Source organism: Streptomyces sp. NPDC086519 (assembly GCF_040686075.1).
Taxonomy (GTDB): domain Bacteria; phylum Actinomycetota; class Actinomycetes; order Streptomycetales; family Streptomycetaceae; genus Streptomyces; species Streptomyces shenzhenensis.
Genome location: NZ_JBFBJL010000002.1, coordinates 287,740 through 305,341, shown reverse-complemented (window position 1 = coordinate 305,341; position 17,602 = coordinate 287,740). Strand labels below are relative to the sequence as shown.

The window sequence follows — 17,602 nt, the reverse complement described above, 5'->3', positions numbered from 1 at the left end:
AGAGTCCCGGTTCCGGCGTTCCCGGGACTCCTACTCCACCGTCACCGACTTGGCGAGGTTCCTCGGCTTGTCGATGTCCCGGCCGAGTGCCTTCGCCGTGTGGTAGGCGAGGAGCTGGAGGGGGATGCCCATCAGGATGGGGTCCAGTTCGTCCTCGTTCTTGGGGACGATGATCGTGCGGTCCGCCTTCTCCTGGTGCTGGTGGGCCACCGCGAGGATCTTGCCGTGACGGGCCTTGATCTCCTCCAGGGCCGCGCGGTTCTTCTCCAGGAGGTCGTCGTCGGGGACGATCGCCACCGTGGGGAGAGCCGGCTCGATCAGCGCCAGCGGGCCGTGCTTGAGCTCGGAGGCCGGGTACGCCTCGGCGTGGATGTAGGAGACCTCCTTGAGCTTCAGGGAGGCCTCGCGGGCCACCGGGTAGCCCCGGACCCGGCCGATGAAGAGCATCGAGCGGGCCTCGGCGTATTCCGCGGCCATCTTCTCGATGTCCGCCTCCTGGGCGAGGATCTCCGAGATCTGGGCCGGCAGCTTGCGCAGCCCCTCGATGATCCGCTTGCCGTCGCGGACCGAGAGGTCGCGGATGCGGCCGAGGTGGAGGGCGAGGAGGGCGAAGGCGACCGTCGTGTTCGTGAAGCACTTCGTCGAGACCACGCAGACCTCGGGCCCGGCGTGCACGTACGTGCCGCCGTCCGCCTCCCGCGCGATCGCCGAGCCCACCACGTTCACCACGCCCAGCACCCGCGCGCCCTTGCGCTTCAGCTCCTGGACGGCGGCGAGGACGTCGTACGTCTCACCGGACTGGGAGACGGCGATGTACAGGGTGTCGGGGTCGACCACCGGGTTGCGGTAGCGGAACTCGGAGGCGGGCTCGGCGTCCGCGGGGATGCGGGCCAGCTCCTCGATCATCTGGGCGCCGATCATGCCCGCGTGGTACGACGTGCCGCAGCCGAGGATCTTCACCCGGCGCACGGCACGCGCGTCCCGCGCGTCCAGGTTGAGGCCGCCGAGGTGCACGGTGGAGAAGCGGTCGTCGATCCGGCCGCGCAGCACGCGGTCGACCGCGTCGGGCTGCTCGAAGATCTCCTTGTGCATGTAGGTGTCGTGGCCGCCCATGTCGTACGACTCGGCCTCCCACTCCACGGTGGTCGGCTCGGCCGTCGTCCGGGTGCCCTCGGTGGTGTACGTCCGGAAGTCGTCGGCCTTGAGGGTGGCCATCTCGCCGTCGTCGAGGGTCACTATCTGGCGGGTGTGGGCGACCAGGGCCGCGATGTCGGAGGCGACGAACATCTCCTTGTCGCCGATGCCGAGGACGACCGGGGAGCCGTTGCGGGCGACCACGATCCGCTCGGGGAAGTCGGCGTGCATGACGGCGATGCCGTAGGTGCCCTCGATCAGGTGCAGCGCCTGGCGGACCTTCTCCTCCAGGGTGTCGGCCTGGGAGCGGGCGACGAGGTGGGTGAGGACCTCGGTGTCGGTCTCGGAGAGGAACGCGACGCCGTCCGCCTCCAGCTTGCGGCGCAGCTCGGCGGCGTTGTCGATGATGCCGTTGTGGACGACGGCGACCTTCTGGTCGGCCGACATGTGCGGGTGGGCGTTCACGTCGGAGGGGGCGCCGTGGGTGGCCCAGCGGGTGTGGGCGATGCCGGTGGTGCCCTTGAAGCGCGCGGGCACCTTGGCCTCCAGGTCCCGGACCCGCCCCTTGGCCTTCACCATCTTGAGGCCGGACGTCTTCGGCGCGGACACGACGATGCCCGCCGAGTCGTAACCGCGGTACTCCAGCCGCTGGAGGCCTTCGAGAAGGAGGGGGGCGACGTCGCGCCTACCGATGTATCCGACAATTCCGCACATGTATAGGTGTTCCGTATCTCTGAGCCGTAGTCAGCCGTAGACCATGCGACGCAGCTGCCGGAGGGTGAGCTCCGGCGGAGCGACCGCCCTGTACTTCAGATCCGCCGCGATCCGTTCGAAGATCTCCGCGTTCACCAGGCCTTCCGCCTGGAGCTCGCGGTGACGGCGCCGGACGTAGTCCCCGGCCGTCTCGTCGAAGTAGGCGAGCACATCCTGGATCACCCGCAGCGCCTCGCCCCGGCTGAGGGGCGTGGACCGCGTCAGGTGATCAACAAGTTCGTCGTGCACCCGGTAGATCCTCGGACACCGGCGCCGGTTTCGCAAGAATCCTGCCCGATTCCGGGCAGCGGCCTGTTGATCCTCTTGTGGGGTTCTGTTCGGACGCTGTCCACCCTGTGTCCCGCGCATCGTTGCCTGGGGGGACGATTTTCAGACGCTATGGACATTCCTCGTATGGGCGTACCCGATGAGCTCGCCGAGCGCATGAGCATGGCCGAGCAGCACGAGTACCTCCGCGCCAGATTCTCCCGGCGCTCCATGATCAGAGGCGGCGCCGTCACCCTCGGCGCCGTCACGGGCGGCTCGTTCGTCCTGGGCGGCACCGCCCAGGCCACCGTCCCCACCCAGTCCTCCGCCCCCGCCACCGAGTACGTCGACGGCGCCTTCGTCGCCCCGTTCGGCCGCCACCTGGCCTACGGCAACGACGCCAGCACGGAGATGACGATCTCCTGGCAGGTCCCGGTCGCGGTGAAGAAGCCCTTCGTCCGCATCGGCACCCACGCCTCGCACCTCTCGGTCAAGATCGACGCCGAGATCCGCACCCTCTACACCCCGGCCGGCATCGGCGCCAGCGGCAACCACACCCAGTACTACGTGCACGCCAAGCTGGCCAACCTCAAGCCCGGCCGCACCTACTTCTACGGCGTCGGCCACGACGGCTTCGACCCGGCGTCGCCCCGGTTCGCCGGCACCATCGGCACCTTCACCACCGCGCCCGCGCACAAGCAGCCGTTCACCTTCACGGCCTTCGGCGACCAGGGTGTCAGCTACCACGCCCTGGCCAACGACAGCCTGATCCTCGGCCAGAACCCCAGCTTCCACCTGCACGCCGGCGACATCGCCTACGGCGACCCGGCCGGCCAGGGCAAGTCCACCGACACCGGCTTCGACTCGCGCACCTGGGACCAGTTCCTGGCCCAGACCGAGTCGGTCGCCAAGTCCGTGCCGTGGATGGTCTCGTACGGCAACCACGACATGGAGGCCTGGTACTCGCCCAACGGCTACGGCGGCGAGGAGGCCCGCTTCACCCTGCCCGACAACGGGCCGGACAAGAAGAACCTGCCGGGCGTCTACTCCTTCGTCCACGGCAACACGGCGATCATCTCGCTGGACCCGAACGACGTCTCCTTCGAGATCCCGGCCAACCTCGGCATCTCGGGCGGCACCCAGACCACGTGGTTCGAGGCGCAGCTGAAGAAGTTCCGCGCTGCGAAGGACATCGACTTCATCGTCGTGTTCTTCCACCACTGCGCCTACTGCACCTCCACCGCGCACGCCTCGGAGGGGGGCGTGCGACAGGAGTGGGTGCCGCTGTTCGAGAAGTACACGGTGGACCTGGTGATCAACGGCCACAACCACCAGTACGAGCGCACCGACGTCATCAAGGGCAACACCGTCGTCAAGAAGCTCCCGATCGGCGAGACGGCCTACCCCGAGACCGAGGGTGTCGTCTACGTCACCGCGGGCGCGGCCGGCCGCAGCCTCTACGCGTTCTCCGCCCCGGACTCCTACGAGGGCCACCTGAACGAGGTCGACTCCGTCGCGTCCTTCGTCAACACCAAGGGCGGCAAGGTCAACGAGACCGTCGCCTGGTCCCGGGTGCGCTACCTGAACTACTCCTTCCTGCGCGTGGACGTCGAGCCCGCACCGCGCGGCCAGTACGCCAAGCTGAAGGTGTCGGGCATCGCCGAGACCGGCGACCGCATCGACCACTTCACGGTGGCGCGCAAGGCCAAGTAAGGCCGGGCCGCGAGGCCGGGGCAAGGCCGCCCGCCCGGAAAGCAGGGCGCAGGGCACCCGCAGGCGGTCCTCACATGCGTTTGAGGACCGCCTGTTTGGCCGTCGTGAACTCCTCGTCCGTGAGCACTCCCTCGCGGCGCAGCTCGCCCAGCCGGCGCAGCCGGCACAGCAACGCGTCGTGATCGGCCTCGGCCGCCTCCGGCCTCCGGGCCGCCTGCGGCTTGCGGGCCGCGTTCGGTACGACGGCCGCCGACGGATGCGGCAGCCGCGCCTGTACCGCCGCCGCGACCAGTGCCGTCAGCGGGTCCCGCCCGAACCCCCACAGCTCCACCGCGTTCGGGTCGTACGCGGCCCGCTCCCCGGCCGGCGCGCCGGCCACCCGGAACCGCAGGCAGCCTCGCTCCAGCCCGGCGGACGGCCGCCACTCCACGCCGAGGATGTCCGCCAGGGCGAGGGTGCGCGGCCCCGCGGCGGCCTTGGCGGCCTCCGTCCTCCAGTTCCACTCCAGGCGCACCCGCGCCCCGTCGAACGACGCCGTGCCGTCCCCGGCGGAGACCGAGAGCGGCAGCGGCGGCCCCGGCAGCAGGTACTCGCGCACCGGCGTGCTCGGCACCCGCTCCAGCAGCAGCGCCTCGCGCACCTCGTCCGTGAAGTACTCGGCGACCCCGTGGCGCTCAGGCTCGACGGTCAGCCGATAGGGGTCGTGGGGTTCGGTGAGGCGGCCCCCGGTGGCGTGCAGCAGCGGATCGGCGCCGTCCCGCAGCCGCAGCCTCAGCCGCCCGGACTTCCGGCCCTTCTCGAACGAGACACCGGCCAACGCGGCCAGCGGGACGACCAGTTCACCCAGGGCCCGGCGCAGCACACTGACGTTCCTGTCCCGCCCGGGAGCCAGCCGCAGAGCGTCTCCGTCGAAGGCCCAGATGCCGTCCTTCTGGATGATTTCCGCCATGCGTGGATTGTTCCACCGCGCGTGCGGGAGAGCGGTCTCGACCAATCCTGGCCGGTCTCGACCCCCGCTGAAGGGAGCGCATGTGCGATCGCACCGCAGAACGACTCCCCGTATGGCCCGCGTCCTCGGATCCCCGCTGCTGGTCGCGGCGGCCGGCTTTGTCACGGTCGGCGCCTACCTCCTGGGAGCCCCCGCCTCCTCGGCCAGGGGCGCCGAGGCGCCGCTGTGGAGCGAGACCGTCGTCACGGACGCCGACATCGACTACATGGCCTTCCCGCGGCTGCCGGGAGTCGCGGAGCCGGGCTGGTCGCCGGCCGCCACCCACTCCTGGGACGCCTACAAGGTGCGGCTGGCCGCCCAGGTCCCCCGCTGGGACGCCCTCGGCATCGCCTCCTGCCGCTCGCCGCAGGTGCCTGGCCCGCACCCTGGGGTGAAACCGCCGACGGGCTCCCCCGAGGACCGTACTCGGGGGAGCCCGTCCGCCCGGATCAGAACCCCGCGACGGGATTCCTCAGGGTTCCGACCAGCTGGAGGGCGCCCGACGGGTCCGCCAGGTCCACCATCTGCCTGTTGTCGCGCAGCTGGAGCCGGTTGAGGCAGGACAGCGCGAACTCCGGGGCGAAGATGTCGTACCGTTCGAACTTGTCGGCGAGTTCGGGCGCCGACTCCTGGTACTCACGGGTGACCTCGGCGACCGTCCGCCAGAAGTCGTCCTCCGCCAGGACCCCTTCGGCCGCGAGGTTCGCGGCGAGGAAGCGGAAGAAGCAGTCGAAGACGTCCGTGAAGACGGAGAGGAGTCTCTTCTCCTCGGGGACGTCGACGCGCAGCCGCTCGACCGCCGGCGGCAGCACCGCGTCCGGGTCCATGACCGCGATCTCCTCGGCGATGTCCTTGTACACCGCCCGCCGCACCACGCCGTCCCTCAGCACCAGGATGACGTTCTCGCCGTGCGGCATGAACACCAGGTCGTAGGCGTAGAAGCTGTGCAGGAGCGGGGTGAGGTAGGCCCGCAGGTACGACCGCAGCCACTCCCGCGCGCCCAGCCCGCTCTGCTCGGCCAGCGCGGCCGCGAAGGAGGCGCTCTCGTGGTCCACGTGGAGCAGGGCGGCCATGGTGGTCAGGGACTCGCCCTCCTGGAGGGACGCCACCGGACTCTCCCGCCACAGCGCGGCCAGCATCTTGCGGTACGGCGAGTGGCGGTCGGTCGCCTTCTCGTACTCCAGGTGCCGGTAGCCGACGGCCGCCCGCTCCCTGATGATCGACAGGCCGGTGGACTTGAGCACCGGGTCGTTCTCGATGAGCTGGGCCAGCCAGTCGTTGATGGCCGGGGTGGCCTCCATGTAGGCGGCCGAGAGTCCGCGCATGAAGCCCATGTTGAGGACCGAGAGAGCCGTCTTGACGTAGTGCTTCCCGGGGTGCGAGCGGTTGAAGAAGGTACGGACGGACTGCTGGGCCAGGTACTCGTCGTCGCCCTCGCCCAGGCAGACCAGGTGGCCGCGGGCGACCTCGGCGGCGAAGGTGACGGTGAGCTTGTTCCACCACTGCCAGGGGTGGACCGGGATGAGGAGGTAGTCGGCGGGATCCAGCCCCCGGTCGCGCAGGACACCGTCGAAGCGCTCGACGGTCCGCTCGCCCAGCTCCTCCCGCACGAAGGACTCGTACCCGATCCCCACGCCCGCCGTGAACGCGGCCCGTGACCTGTGCGCGGCCAGCCACACCAGCCGGACGGGGCTCGCGGTCTCGGGGGCGTACGCCAGGTAGTCGTGGACGCCGAAGCCGAGCCGCCCGTTGTTGGCGACGAAGCAGGGGTGGCCCTCGGTCATCCCGGCCTCGATGGCCTGGAAGCCGGCCCGGGTCAGCTCGGCGGCCGGGATCTGCGGTTTGGCGAGTTTGTAGCAGGTGCCGGAGAGCGTGGCGGAGATCTCCTCCAGGTAGACCGGCAGGATCTCGTCGCTGAGTCCCAGGGCCTGCTTCAGCTCGATGAAGAAGTCCAGCGCGGCGAGGGGGAGTTCGACGCCGTCGCGGGTACGGGAGACGGAGTCGGCGTCCACCTGCCAGTGGTCGAGGGCGCGGCGGACGGCGGTGAAGCGGTAGCGGGTGAGCCCGTCGTCGCTGCGGACGACGTAACCGTCCCCGTCCTGCTCGGGGGTGATCAGGCGCTCGTGCGCGAACTCGGCGAGCGCCTTGCGTATCAGGAGCCGGTTGGCCTTCTCCCAGCGTTCGGGGGACAGGTGGGCCACGGCGTCGGCGAGGGTCATACGGCGGCCACCGCCCTCTCGAACCGCTCCCGGGTGCAGTAGCTCAGCAACGCCTTCTTCTCCGGCTTCTGGATCTCCCGTACGGGCACGAACCCGACGGCCGCGTTCAGCGCGTGCACGGCCGTGTTGCGCACGTCCGGCTCGACGACGATCCGGCGGGTCGCCGGGTCCTCGAAGAGGCGGGCCACCACGGCCGTGATGACCGCCCTGGTGAAGCCGTGCACGGGGGTGTCGGTGGCGGGGGTGAGGAAGTGCATCCCGACGTCGCCGGGCTCGGGCTCGTACAGTCCGACCAGCTCGCGGTGGGCCGGGTCGTAGTACTCCATGAGGAAGGCGGGCCGGCCGTCCTCGCCGAGGCCCAGCAGCGCGTGGTGGTGCTCGTCGGCCGCGATCTCCAGGTACGCCCGCTCCACGTCCGCCGGCCGGGCGTCCCGCATCATCCAGTAGGCCGCCTTGGGGTGGGTGACCCAGCGGTGCAGCAGCTCGGCGTCCTGGTGGGGGTCGAGGGGCCGGAAGGCGAACGGCGTCGGCATCGGCATCGGCATCGGCATCGTGGTCATACGGCGAACTCCTGGAAGGCGATCGTCTTCTCCACCGGGTAGTAGGCGGAGCCGAGCAGCTCGCGGATGATGTACGCGTTCCGGTAGGGGCCCATGCCCAGGTCGGGGCTGGTGACGCTGTGGGTGTGCACGCCGGCGTTCTGAAGGAAGACGCCCCGGCCGGTGACGTCGATCGCGTAGTTGCGGGCCACGTCGAAGTTTCCGTGCGCGTCGTAGCGCAGCCGGTCCCGGACAGGCGCCAGGAACCCGGGCTCGGCGTACTGGTAGCCGGTGGCCAGGATCAGGCCCTGGGTCTCGATCTCGTAGTCCTTGCCCTGCTCCTCCTGGCGGAATCCGAGCGTGTACGTGCCGTTGGCGTAGGCGGCCGCGTTCAGGGACGAGTTGGTGAGGAGCCGGGTGGGGACCGGGCCGCCGAGGTTCTTCTGGTAGAGCAGGTCGAAGATCTCGTTGATCAGGGCGCCGTCGATGCCCTTGAAGAGGCCCTTCTGCTCGGCGGTGAGCCGGTAGCGGGTCGCCTCGGGCAGGGCGTGGTAGTAGTCGACGTACTCGGGGCTGGTCATCTCCAGCGTGAGCTTGGTGTATTCGAGCGGGAAGAAGCGGGGCGAGCGGGTCACCCAGTTCAGGCGGTAGCCGTGGATGTCGATCTCGCCGAGCAGGTCCAGGTAGATCTCGGCGGCGGACTGGCCGCTGCCGACCAGCGTGATCGACTCCTTGGACTGCAGTTCCTGCTTGTGCCGCAGATAGCGCGAGGTGTGGATGAAGTCACCGCCCAGGCCCTGACAGGCCTCGGGGACGTGCGGCGACGTGCCGGTGCCGAGGACCAGGTGCCGGGCGCGGTAGGTCTCCCCGGCGGCCGTCGTCACCAGGTAGACGTCGTCCTCGTACCGGACCTGTGTCACCGTCGTGCCGAAGCGGATGTTGGTCAGCCGGTGCGCGGCCCAGCGGCAGTAGTCGTCGTACTCGACCCGCAGCGGATAGAAGTTCTCGCGGATGTAGAAGGAGTACAGCCGGCCCTTCTCCTTCAGGTAGTTGAGGAAGGAGTACGGCGAGGTGGGGTCGGCCAGGGTGACCAGGTCCGACATGAACGGGGTCTGCAGATGGGCGCCGTCCAGGAACATGCCGGCGTGCCACTCGAAGTCGGGCTTGGAGTCGAGGAAGACGCCGTCCAGTTCGGCGATCGGCTCGGTGAGGCAGGCGAGGCCGAGGTTGAAGGGGCCGAGGCCGATCCCCACGAAGTCATGGATTCCGGCGGGGTTTTCAGGACGCGCGGTCAAGGGACTCTCCCAGGTACTGCTCGGCGTGGCCGGCGATCAGGTCGAGGACGGCGGCGATGTCGGCCGTCGTGGTCTCGGGGTTGAGCAGGGTGAACTTCAGGTAGTGGCGGCCGCCGACCTTGGTGCCCGCGACCACGGCGTCGCCGGAGGCGAACAGGGCCTTGCGGGCGTACAGGTTGGCGCGGTCGATCCCGTCCGGGTCGGTGACGGCCGCCGGGACGTAACGGAAGACGAGGGTGGACAGGGCGGGCGCCACGACGACGTCGTAGCGGGGGTCGGCCGCCAGGAGCTTCCAGCCCTCTTCCGCCAGCTCGCAGACCTCGTCGAAGAGTGCGCCGATGCCGTCGGCGCCCATGGTGCGCAGGGTCATCCACAGCTTGAGGGCGTCGAAGCGGCGGGTGGTCTGGAGGGACTTGTCGACCTGGTTGGGGATGCGCTCGGTGACCATGCGGCGCGGGTTGAGATAGTCCGCGTGGTAGGTCGCGTGGCGCAGGGTCGAGGCGTCCCGGACCAGCACCGCGGACGAACTCACCGGCTGGAAGAAGGACTTGTGGTAGTCCACGGTGACCGAGTCGGCCCGCTCGATGCCGGCGAGCCGGTCCCGGCGCTTCAGGGAGGCGAGCAGCCCGCAGCCGTAGGCCGCGTCCACGTGCATCCAGACGCCGTACTGCTCGCACAGCCCGGCGATCTCGGGGAGCGGGTCGATGGAGCCGAAGTCGGTGGTGCCGGCGGTGGCGACGACCGCCATGGGCACGAGTCCGTCCCGCGCGCAGCGTTCCAGTTCGTGCGCGAGCGCGACCGTCTGCATGCGCTTTTCGTGGTCGACCGGGATCGAGACCACGGAGTCCTGGCTCAGGCCCAGCAGTTTCGCGGACTTCCTGACGCTGAAGTGGCCGGCCTCGGAGGCGAAGATCCGCAGTCCGGCCGGGCTGCCTGTCTTCGCCTCCTCCCTGGCAAGCAGCAGCGCCTGGAGGTTGGACTGGGTGCCGCCGGAGGTGAACACGCCGTCGGCGGCCTCGCCGAGACCGATGCGGGCGGTCGTCCAGTCGATCAGTTTCCGCTCGATGAGGGTGCCGCCGGCCGACTGGTCCCAGGTGTCCAGGGAGGAGTTGACGGCGGACAGCACCGCCTCGCCGAGCACCGCCGGGATGACCACCGGGCAGTTGAGGTGGGCGAGGTAGCGGGGGTGGTGGAAGTAGACGGCGTCCCGGAGGTAGACGTCCTCCAGTTCGTCCAGGACCGCGATGGTGTCGTGCAGCGGCCGGTCCAGGTCGATGCCGTCGATGAGGGGGGCGAGGGCGTCGACGGTGACACCCGTGAACGGCCGGTCGGTGGTGGCGAGTCTGGCCGCCACCCGCTCTACTCCTTCGGTCACGGAGCGGCGGTAGTGCTCCGCGGTCAGGTCATTGAGCAGGTGCGAGCGCATGAGGGGGGCCTCCGGGGCGATCCGTGCGGGAGAGGGAGCGATCGACTTCAGTTAGGTTAGCCTAACCTAACTAGCGCGAGTCAAGTGCTGCCCCTCCCGTGACAGCCGAACGGCCGTCCGCCCCCGACTACTCGCCCGCGTAGCGGAGTTGTTCCTCCGTCAGGCCCTGCTGCCGGTACCCGGCGAAGGTGACCCGGACCAGAGACGGACCGAGCCGCCTCGTCCGTACGACCCGGAGGGGGAAGAAACGGAATGGGGCGGCCACGGCCGTCGTCATATGTGCTCCTGGGAGTCAGGAAGTTGTGTGACGTGCTGGATCGGGGCGGGGCGGCTTGGGGGTCAGCTGACCTTCTTCGCGGTCTCGATCGCCTTGGCGAGGTCGTCCACCATCGCGACGCACTTGTCGTAGGAGAAGATCGGCTCGGGGGAGCGGGCGATGACCTGGCCCGCCTTGACCGCCGGGAGCTTCTTCCAGGTGGCCTGGGTGATGTCGGCGGGCTGGATGGTCGCCGTACGGTCGTCCATCATGATGATGTCGGCCCGGTACTTGTCGACGTTCTCCCAGCTCAGCGACTCGTACCAGCCGCCGCTCGCCTTCAGCACGGACGCCGACGGCTCGACGAAGTTCACGCCGAGGGCCTTGAAGTACTCCAGGTCCACGGAGAGGCCGGAGCCGGAGACGTAGAACAGGTCCTGGGCGGCGGAACCGGCCATCACCGTGATGCCGGGGTGTGCCTTGGCCGCGGCGCGCAGCCGTGCGGAGGCCTCCTCGAAGCGCCTCTTGGCGTCCGTGACCTTACTGGCCGTCATGTCGGCGCCGAGCGACTCGGCGAGCGCCCAGACGCGCTGGAGCGGGACGGTGAGCTGACGGTCGTAGGCCGAGACGCCGACGCTGGGGGCGAGCTTGGCGATCTTGTCCTTGGACTCGTCCGGGACGTACCAGAGAGTGCCGGCGCCGTCGAACATGGTGGTGATGAGCACGTCGGGCGCAAGCGCCGCGTACTTCTCGACGTTGAACTGCCCCCACTCGTTGCCGAGGACGGTCAGCTTGCTGATGTCCATGTCGCCGGCCTGGACATCGGCCTTGCCGGCCTTGGTCCTGGTGGGCCCGAAGACGCCCTTGACGCTGACGCCGTAGTCGTACAGCGCGGCCGCGACCCCGACGAACGCGACGATGTTCGCCGGGACCTTGTCCAGTTTCACGGTCGTCCCCCGGTCGTCCTTGAACGTCCAGGGACCGGACTTGGCGGCCGTCGTCCCCTTGCCGGAGGAGCCGCTTTTCGTGTCGTCGTCGCCACAGGCCGCGAGTGCGGCGCCGAGGCCGAGGGCGCCACCGGCGGCGAGGATGCCGCGGCGGGTGAGGTGGGCTGCTCTGACGTTGGACATGGGAATGGCCGCTTTCGGATGTGCGGAAACACCGCCGGACAAGTCGTTGCTTAGGTTAGCCTAACCTCAGATCTTGTCCAGGCCTGGCCCTCACCGCGCCCGTTCGCGGCCGCCGGGGCCGAGAGGCGTCGGCCGGCGCCGAGATGGTGGTCCGGTCGGGCAAGGGGCCGCCGTCGCTCGGGTCCGCGTGACTCGAAGCGGCAGGCGCCGACCGGGAGTGCGGCCGGCCGTGGCGGCGCCTGCCGTGCCGAGGGCCGGGGTGCCCGGCTCAGCCGCGGTCGTGGAGGGTCACCTGGTAGCCGTCGGGGTCCGCGAAGGTGAACGTGCGGCCGAACGGCCCGTCGACGGGCGCCGAGACGATCGTCGTGCCGGCGGCGGCGAGGGCGTCGTGGATGTCCTGCGCGTCGGGGGCGTGCAGCCACAGCGCCATTCCCTGGCCCGGCTGTGCGATCGCGTCCAGGTCGACGCCCGCGACGACATCGCGGACGGCGAACGCGATCGGCTTGGTGTCGAACACGACAGCGTGCGGCGGCCCTGCGGCAGAGCGCTTCAGTCCCAGGTACTGCTCGTAGAAAGCGGCAGAGCGCTCCAGGTCGCGCACCTGCAGTGAAATGAAGTCGGGTCCGGTGACGGCCACGATTCCTACCTCCCATGCCATGTCAGTCTTCTGACATGCGAGACCGTATGTCAGACTTCTGACATGAGTCAAGGTGAACCCGGAATCGAGCTGGACACATCACTGGGGTACATGCTGAAGGCGGCCGCGAGCGCCCTGCACTCCGCCCTGGAGGCCGTGCTGAGGCCGTTGGGCATGACGATCACCCACTACTCCTGCCTGGAGCTGCTCGCCCAGCGGCCGGGTCTGTCCAACTCCGAGCTCGCCCGCGGCACCTTCGTCACCCGGCAGTCGATGAACGTGCTCCTGCGGGCACTCGAACGCGAGGGACTCGTCGTCCGCCCGGCACAGGCCCCCGTCGGCAGGGCCCTGCCGACCGAGCTGACCGCCGACGGGCGCCGCCAGCTCAAGGTGGCCAGCGCCGCGGTTCGCCGCGTCGAGCAGGACATGCTGGCCAATCTGACTGCCGGCGAACAGGACCAGATGCGGCGCCTGCTCACCGCGTGCATCGCCGCACTGACCGAGCCGCCCGCGTCGGCGACGTAACCGCCCCGGAATTCACGACTGCGCCGTGTCCCCGCGGCGCACGCGGACTGGTCCGCTGCTGACGGCTGCCCGAAGCGCCGGAACTCCGGTGGTGCCGGGACCAGGCCAACTGGGACGGCGTCCGGTCCACTGGTCCGGAACTACCTCGTCCGAGCCGGAGCCGGCCCCATTGAGCCGGGACCCTGGCCGAGCTTCCGCAGCACCTCGGTGATGGTCGCCCGGTACGTTCGCAGCGCCCGCAGCCCGGCGGCGTAGCGCTCGCGGTGCCGTGTGATGTCCACGGCCTGCTGCTGCGCCTGTGCGGCGTGCCAGATCTCGGCCGTACGGTGGCGGCGCTTGCAGGTGACGTCCGCGACGGCGGTGGCCCGCTCCCGCCGCGTATGACGGGTGTTGCCGTCACTGCCCCGTTCCCAGGCGGGGTCCGTGTACGCCGCGACGGGGTCGGGATAGCGGGTGAATCCTTGGTCTGCCACACAGCGGGACCACACGTCCCACGCCGCGCGGAGGCGCGGGTCGCGCCTGACCGCCTTGTCGACCTCGATCGCCCGTGTACGTGCGTAGAGCCAGTCCCGCCTGACGTCGATGCCGCGCATCAGCCGCCGGCTCGCCTCGGCGTTGCAGGCGGGGAAGTCCGCGTACTCGGCGTTGGTCATCCGGCGGCCCTTCGGCTGGAGGACCGGGGACTGCTCCGGGTCCCAGCCGTAGCCCCAGCGGCGGGCGGCGGCGAGATCCAGGGCGCCGTAGTCGGTGCCGACCGCAGTGGCGACGAGGGGGTCGGTGGGGTAGCGCGGGTCGAGCGGGAAGTCCGGGTGGCCGTGCTCCGCCATGCACTGCCGGACCAGCAACGCCGATGCCCGCTGGGATCGCTGGTAGTCCCGCGGTGTGTAGTCGTAGCGGTCGGCCGGCAGAGGGCCCAGGTCCGACGCCGTGCGGATGATCTCCGGGCCCCCGGCACCGGAGACGCAGATCGCCGCCAGCACCGCCATGACGCCCAGTCGCCACCCCCGCCTCGTCATGCGAAGAGATGCTAGCGGGTGGCGTGCAGCGGTCGGCCGTGGCCCCCGGCGCTCTGGCGGAGAGCTCGATCAGGCGACACCCGCCGAGCGGCTCTCCGGACCGGCGTACCGCGATCCGGGGGAAACTCCGCACTCCTTCGCGGGACTCTCCCGACCCGGAGCGCATGCTGCGCGAGGAACGCGTCGGGATCCGCGGGGAGAAGGGCGTCCGCCGGGGCGGACGCCCCCTCGCAGCCGCGGTCCGGCCTCAAGCGGGTCCTCGTGTCACCTTCGCCAGAACAGGTGGTGCGCCACGCCGCTCGGGCTGGGCACGACCTCCAGGTGGAACCGGTCGAGCAGTTCGTCGGGGGACTCCCAGAGTCGCAGTCCGGACCCGAGCTTCAGCGGCGAGACCGCCACATGCATGGTGTCGACGAGGCCGGCATCGAGGAACTGCCGGATGGTGGTGACCCCGCCGCCGAGCCGGACGTCCATGCCCCGCGCCGCTTCCCGCGCGTGTTCGAGGACCGTGGCCGGGTCGCCGTCGATGAAGTGGAACGTGGTGTCGGAGAGTGTGAACGACGGACGCTGGTGGTGGGTCATGACGAACACCGGTGTGCGGAACGGGGGTTCCTGGCCCCACCAGCCGCGCCACTCATCGTCCTGCCAGGGCCCGCGCTGGGGCCCGAACTTGTTGCGGCCCATGATCTCGGCGCCGATGTTGCGCGCGAAGTCGCGCGTGAAGTAGTCGTCGAGGCCACGGCTTCCCCCGCGATCCGTGCGCATGGGCCAGCTCGCCGTGGCTCCGGCCCAGCCGAACAGTCTCTCGGGACGGTCGAGGCCGAACGGCAGCCCGAGGCTCTGGTGCTCGCCGGCACCGATCCCGTCACTGGAGACGTTGAAGTTCATGACTCTCAGCAGTTGATCCACGTGTGTCCTCGTCAGTCCTGTCGCGTCATCGTGCGGCGAGGCGCCGCGCATCATGACGTCGAACGGGACGCGGCCGAATCGACAGCGGCACGCAACTTTTTTCCAAGGAACACCGCCTGGGACCGGCTCGCCGCGCACCACCCGCCCGGGACCGTCCTCCACCGGGGACGGCGCGCCCGGCGACGGAGCTTCGACGGGCACCAGCGGATGGGCGGGGCCGCCTCAGCTCGCCGGCCGGTGATGTCCCGGACGTGCGCCCGTCAGCCGCCCGCTGGATGCCGGGCCGACTTCACGGGTCGGCCCCGACGGCGTGGCGGCGTCGGGGCCGAGGCCGGGGGGAAGGTCAGCCTGTGGTGTCCCACTTCCACGGGCCGCAGATGTCGGGGGCGGCGGGAAGGTTGACGCAGGCCCGGTACTTGATCGTCTGGCCGTTGGTGAAGCTGCGGTTGAAGTCCGTGTGCGTACCGCAGCCTCCGCTGTGGTTCAGCCGCACCGTGCCCGCGCCGGCCCTCTGGTACTGGGCGTACACGCTGTGGCCGTCGCAGCTCGTGTCGGAGACACGGAAGTCGTCGGTGCTGGTCCAGTAGTTCACCCGACCCCGCTCCACGCTGCGGGTGTACACCGATGCCTTCCCCGTGGCCGAGGCCGGCACCGTGACCATGACCGTCACGACACCGACGGCGCAGACCGCCACCGCCGCCCTGGCGAGATTGCGAACGTACATGCGGGACCTCCGTTGTGTGGAACGATGTTCGAACGCTCTGCGCCGGTCCCGGACCGGGCCGGGACCGGCGAAACGGACAGCGGCTGATGCCGCTCGGCACGTTTCTGAGCGTGACGCCTGGCGTCACGGTCGAGCGTGGTGGATGAGCGGGGCACGTCTCCAGGGGCGGTGAACGGCCCGGGACATCTCGGGACGTCTCAGGCCGTGACCTGTGCGGACGCCGCCGCGGGACGCGTTCCCGGGAAGTCCCGTGGTGAGGTCGACGGGCCTCCGGACCGTTTGCTGGAGTGACCGGAATCGATCGCACGAAACCGGGCTGGACGGGGAATCCCTGACAGGAGCCCCCGAATGGGGCGAGAATCACGAGAGGTCCGGCAATGCGGCATCCCGGAGCCCGTGGAGGCTCCGGGAGCTGACGGGGAGGCACGGTGAGGTGGAAGGAACTGCCCGAGTCCCTTGATCCGCACGCCTGGCGGCTTGTGGTGGAGTTGCGGCGGCTGAAGGACCGCAGCGGGCTGAGCCTGAAGTCCCTTCAGGCGAAAACACCTTTCAGCAAGTCGTCGTGGGAGCGGTATCTCAACGGGAAGGCGCTGCCGCCGCAGGACGCCGTCGAAGCGCTGGCGGGTATGGCCGGCGCGGACGGCACTCCGCTGCTGGCCCTGTGGGACGCCGCACAGCGAACCTCGGCCGCCGCCGCGGTCACGTCGGCGGAGAGCGGTCCGCCGGTGCACAGGCAGGATCCGCAGCCGGAGATCCGGGTGGCGGCACTGTCCGTCGCCACGGGGGCGCTGCTGCTGTCCGCGGTCACCTCGGTCCTGCTGATCGTCGACCCGGGGCGCGGGCAGGCCCCCGCGGTCGGTGTGGCCGGCGTCGGCAAGTACGGGTGCACCTACACCCGGCACGGCGACCAGTTGTTCGCCGGGAACAGCGCCACCACCTCCCACCTGGTCATGCGGAACGGGACCGGACCTGATGTCGCGGAGGTGCAGTGCCTGCTGCTGCGTCACGAACTGTCACCCGGTGACGTGGACGGGTACTTCGGTGAGCGCACGGAGGCGGAGGTCAGACGGTTGCAGCGGCGCGACCACGTGCCTGACGACGGGATGGTCGGCGAGCAGACCTGGGCCCTGCTGCGGCACGTGGCATAGACGACCGAGGAAGGAAGGACCGGGGCCATGGTGTACTCCGCGGCTCGTCGGCGAGAGCTGCCTCCCGATCTGCCCGCTGCCTGGTCATGCCTCGTCACCGGCCTGCGCGACCTCAAGGACGGCAGCGGGCTGACTCTCGCCGAACTGGCGCGGGCGACGGCGATCAGCAGGTCGTCCTGGGAGCGGTACCTCAACGGCAAGCAGTTCCCGCCCAGGCATGCCGTCCAGGCCCTGTGCAAGGCGGCGCGTCACACCGAGGACGAACTCCTGGCGCAGTGGGCACGGGCGGACGGGGTCTGGAGCAGACGCGGGCAACCGGTGTCCGCCGGTTCCGAGGAGGCACCCCCGCCCGCGTCCGCTGTCGATGCCGCCGTGCTCCGCAGCCCGTCTCCCGCACCACGCGTCGGCCGGGTGCACCGCATGCTGATCGCGGCCTCCGCCCTGATCGACGAGCGGCCCGTGGGTACGGCGGCCGGGGTCCTGCTGCTGTGCGCGGCGATGGTGACGCCCGCCGCCGTCGTCCACGCCGCCCGCACCACTGCCTCGCAGCCGGCCGCTCGCCCGCCGGTGTGTACGTTGCGGTCGTGCGAGGGCCGGAATCCGCGGACGACGGCGTGCGAGGATCCCGTCACCACGGCTTCCCACACGGCGGCGGACGGCGCCCGGCTCGAAATCCGGCTGAGCCCCAGCTGCCAGGCCGGGTGGATCCGCGCCTGGCCCACGCACCCCGGCTTCGGCATCGAGATCACCGGCCCGGGCGCACGCCCCCAGAGCGCTGTCGAAGCGGCACGGCCGGCCGGCGACGTGGTGACGACGACCATGATCGCTGCCCCTCACCCCGGGAGCCTGCGCGCGTGCTATTACCCCTCCCTCGGGCATCCCGGAAGGGAGTGCTTCTACGGCACCCGGGCACCGTGACGTGC

16 protein-coding genes and 2 pseudogenes are annotated in these 17,602 nt (G+C 70.2%); 5 read left to right on the top strand and 13 right to left on the bottom strand.

Going from position 1 to position 17,602, the window contains the following annotated elements:
- Window positions 1-30: 30 nt before the first annotated feature.
- Entirely contained in the window at window positions 31-1,848 is a 1,818-nt protein-coding gene (gene glmS / locus AB0P24_RS03645) for a glutamine--fructose-6-phosphate transaminase (isomerizing) (RefSeq protein ID WP_365790530.1), read from the bottom strand.
- A gap of 30 nt (window positions 1,849-1,878) precedes the next feature.
- Window positions 1,879-2,136, bottom strand: coding sequence for a hypothetical protein (locus tag AB0P24_RS03640; protein WP_089105178.1), 258 nt, complete (start codon window positions 2,134-2,136; stop codon window positions 1,879-1,881).
- A gap of 165 nt (window positions 2,137-2,301) precedes the next feature.
- Here AB0P24_RS03640 and AB0P24_RS03635 point away from each other — a divergent pair, with 165 nt between their 5' ends.
- Window positions 2,302-3,867, top strand: coding sequence for a metallophosphoesterase family protein (locus tag AB0P24_RS03635; protein WP_365790529.1), 1,566 nt, complete (start codon window positions 2,302-2,304; stop codon window positions 3,865-3,867).
- A 70-nt stretch (window positions 3,868-3,937) separates the two neighbouring features.
- Here the strand turns inward: AB0P24_RS03635 and AB0P24_RS03630 are convergent, their stop codons facing one another.
- On the bottom strand, window positions 3,938-4,816 hold the full coding sequence (locus AB0P24_RS03630) for a DUF4429 domain-containing protein (RefSeq protein ID WP_365790528.1): 879 nt from the start codon (window positions 4,814-4,816) through the stop codon (window positions 3,938-3,940).
- A 169-nt stretch (window positions 4,817-4,985) separates the two neighbouring features.
- Here AB0P24_RS03630 and AB0P24_RS03625 point away from each other — a divergent pair.
- Window positions 4,986-5,237, top strand: a pseudogene (locus AB0P24_RS03625) (family 20 glycosylhydrolase); the annotation flags it as partial.
- A gap of 67 nt (window positions 5,238-5,304) precedes the next feature.
- Here the strand turns inward: AB0P24_RS03625 and AB0P24_RS03620 are convergent.
- From AB0P24_RS03620 to AB0P24_RS03590, 7 genes and pseudogenes are all read right to left on the bottom strand, one after another.
- On the bottom strand, window positions 5,305-7,074 hold the full coding sequence (locus tag AB0P24_RS03620; RefSeq protein ID WP_365790527.1) for an IucA/IucC family siderophore biosynthesis protein: 1,770 nt from the start codon (window positions 7,072-7,074) through the stop codon (window positions 5,305-5,307).
- The gene (locus AB0P24_RS03615) at window positions 7,071-7,634 is read right to left on the bottom strand and encodes a GNAT family N-acetyltransferase (protein ID WP_365790526.1); all 564 of its coding nucleotides are present in this window, start codon (window positions 7,632-7,634) and stop codon (window positions 7,071-7,073) included. Before AB0P24_RS03615 ends, AB0P24_RS03620 begins: the two co-directional genes overlap by 4 nt.
- The gene (locus tag AB0P24_RS03610; protein ID WP_365790525.1) at window positions 7,631-8,908 is read right to left on the bottom strand and encodes a SidA/IucD/PvdA family monooxygenase; all 1,278 of its coding nucleotides are present in this window, start codon (window positions 8,906-8,908) and stop codon (window positions 7,631-7,633) included. The genes AB0P24_RS03615 and AB0P24_RS03610 overlap by 4 nt, the downstream gene beginning before the upstream one ends.
- On the bottom strand, window positions 8,892-10,334 hold the full coding sequence (gene desA / locus AB0P24_RS03605) for a lysine decarboxylase DesA (RefSeq protein ID WP_365790524.1): 1,443 nt from the start codon (window positions 10,332-10,334) through the stop codon (window positions 8,892-8,894). The genes AB0P24_RS03610 and desA overlap by 17 nt, the downstream gene beginning before the upstream one ends.
- Before the next feature lie 178 nt (window positions 10,335-10,512).
- Window positions 10,513-10,611 (bottom strand): annotated as a pseudogene (locus tag AB0P24_RS03600) (siderophore-interacting protein); the annotation flags it as partial.
- 62 nt (window positions 10,612-10,673) lie between these two features.
- Window positions 10,674-11,720, bottom strand: coding sequence for an ABC transporter substrate-binding protein (locus tag AB0P24_RS03595; protein WP_365790523.1), 1,047 nt, complete (start codon window positions 11,718-11,720; stop codon window positions 10,674-10,676).
- A 268-nt stretch (window positions 11,721-11,988) separates the two neighbouring features.
- On the bottom strand, window positions 11,989-12,357 hold the full coding sequence (locus tag AB0P24_RS03590; protein WP_365790676.1) for a VOC family protein: 369 nt from the start codon (window positions 12,355-12,357) through the stop codon (window positions 11,989-11,991).
- A 63-nt stretch (window positions 12,358-12,420) separates the two neighbouring features.
- On the opposite strand from AB0P24_RS03590, the gene AB0P24_RS03585 reads away from it, so the two are divergent.
- Window positions 12,421-12,882, top strand: coding sequence for a MarR family transcriptional regulator (locus AB0P24_RS03585; RefSeq protein WP_365790522.1), 462 nt, complete (start codon window positions 12,421-12,423; stop codon window positions 12,880-12,882).
- Between the two features lie 140 nt (window positions 12,883-13,022).
- Here AB0P24_RS03585 and AB0P24_RS03580 read toward each other — a convergent pair whose 3' ends face one another.
- The 3 genes from AB0P24_RS03580 to AB0P24_RS03570 form a co-directional block, all read right to left on the bottom strand.
- Window positions 13,023-13,898 carry a hypothetical protein gene (locus AB0P24_RS03580; protein WP_365790521.1) on the bottom strand — a complete coding sequence of 292 codons (876 nt, stop codon included), beginning with the start codon at window positions 13,896-13,898 and terminating at the stop codon, window positions 13,023-13,025.
- A gap of 264 nt (window positions 13,899-14,162) precedes the next feature.
- Window positions 14,163-14,807: a dihydrofolate reductase family protein gene (locus AB0P24_RS03575; RefSeq protein WP_365790520.1), complete on the bottom strand. Its 645-nt coding sequence runs from the start codon at window positions 14,805-14,807 to the stop codon at window positions 14,163-14,165.
- 343 nt (window positions 14,808-15,150) lie between these two features.
- Window positions 15,151-15,531, bottom strand: coding sequence for a hypothetical protein (locus AB0P24_RS03570; protein WP_365790519.1), 381 nt, complete (start codon window positions 15,529-15,531; stop codon window positions 15,151-15,153).
- A gap of 428 nt (window positions 15,532-15,959) precedes the next feature.
- Here AB0P24_RS03570 and AB0P24_RS03565 point away from each other — a divergent pair, with 428 nt between their 5' ends.
- Both AB0P24_RS03565 and AB0P24_RS03560 read left to right on the top strand, forming a co-directional pair.
- Entirely contained in the window at window positions 15,960-16,679 is a 720-nt protein-coding gene (locus AB0P24_RS03565; RefSeq protein WP_365790518.1) for a peptidoglycan-binding protein, read from the top strand.
- A gap of 27 nt (window positions 16,680-16,706) precedes the next feature.
- The gene (locus AB0P24_RS03560) at window positions 16,707-17,597 is read left to right on the top strand and encodes a helix-turn-helix domain-containing protein (RefSeq protein WP_365790517.1); all 891 of its coding nucleotides are present in this window, start codon (window positions 16,707-16,709) and stop codon (window positions 17,595-17,597) included.
- Window positions 17,598-17,602: the final 5 nt, after the last annotated feature.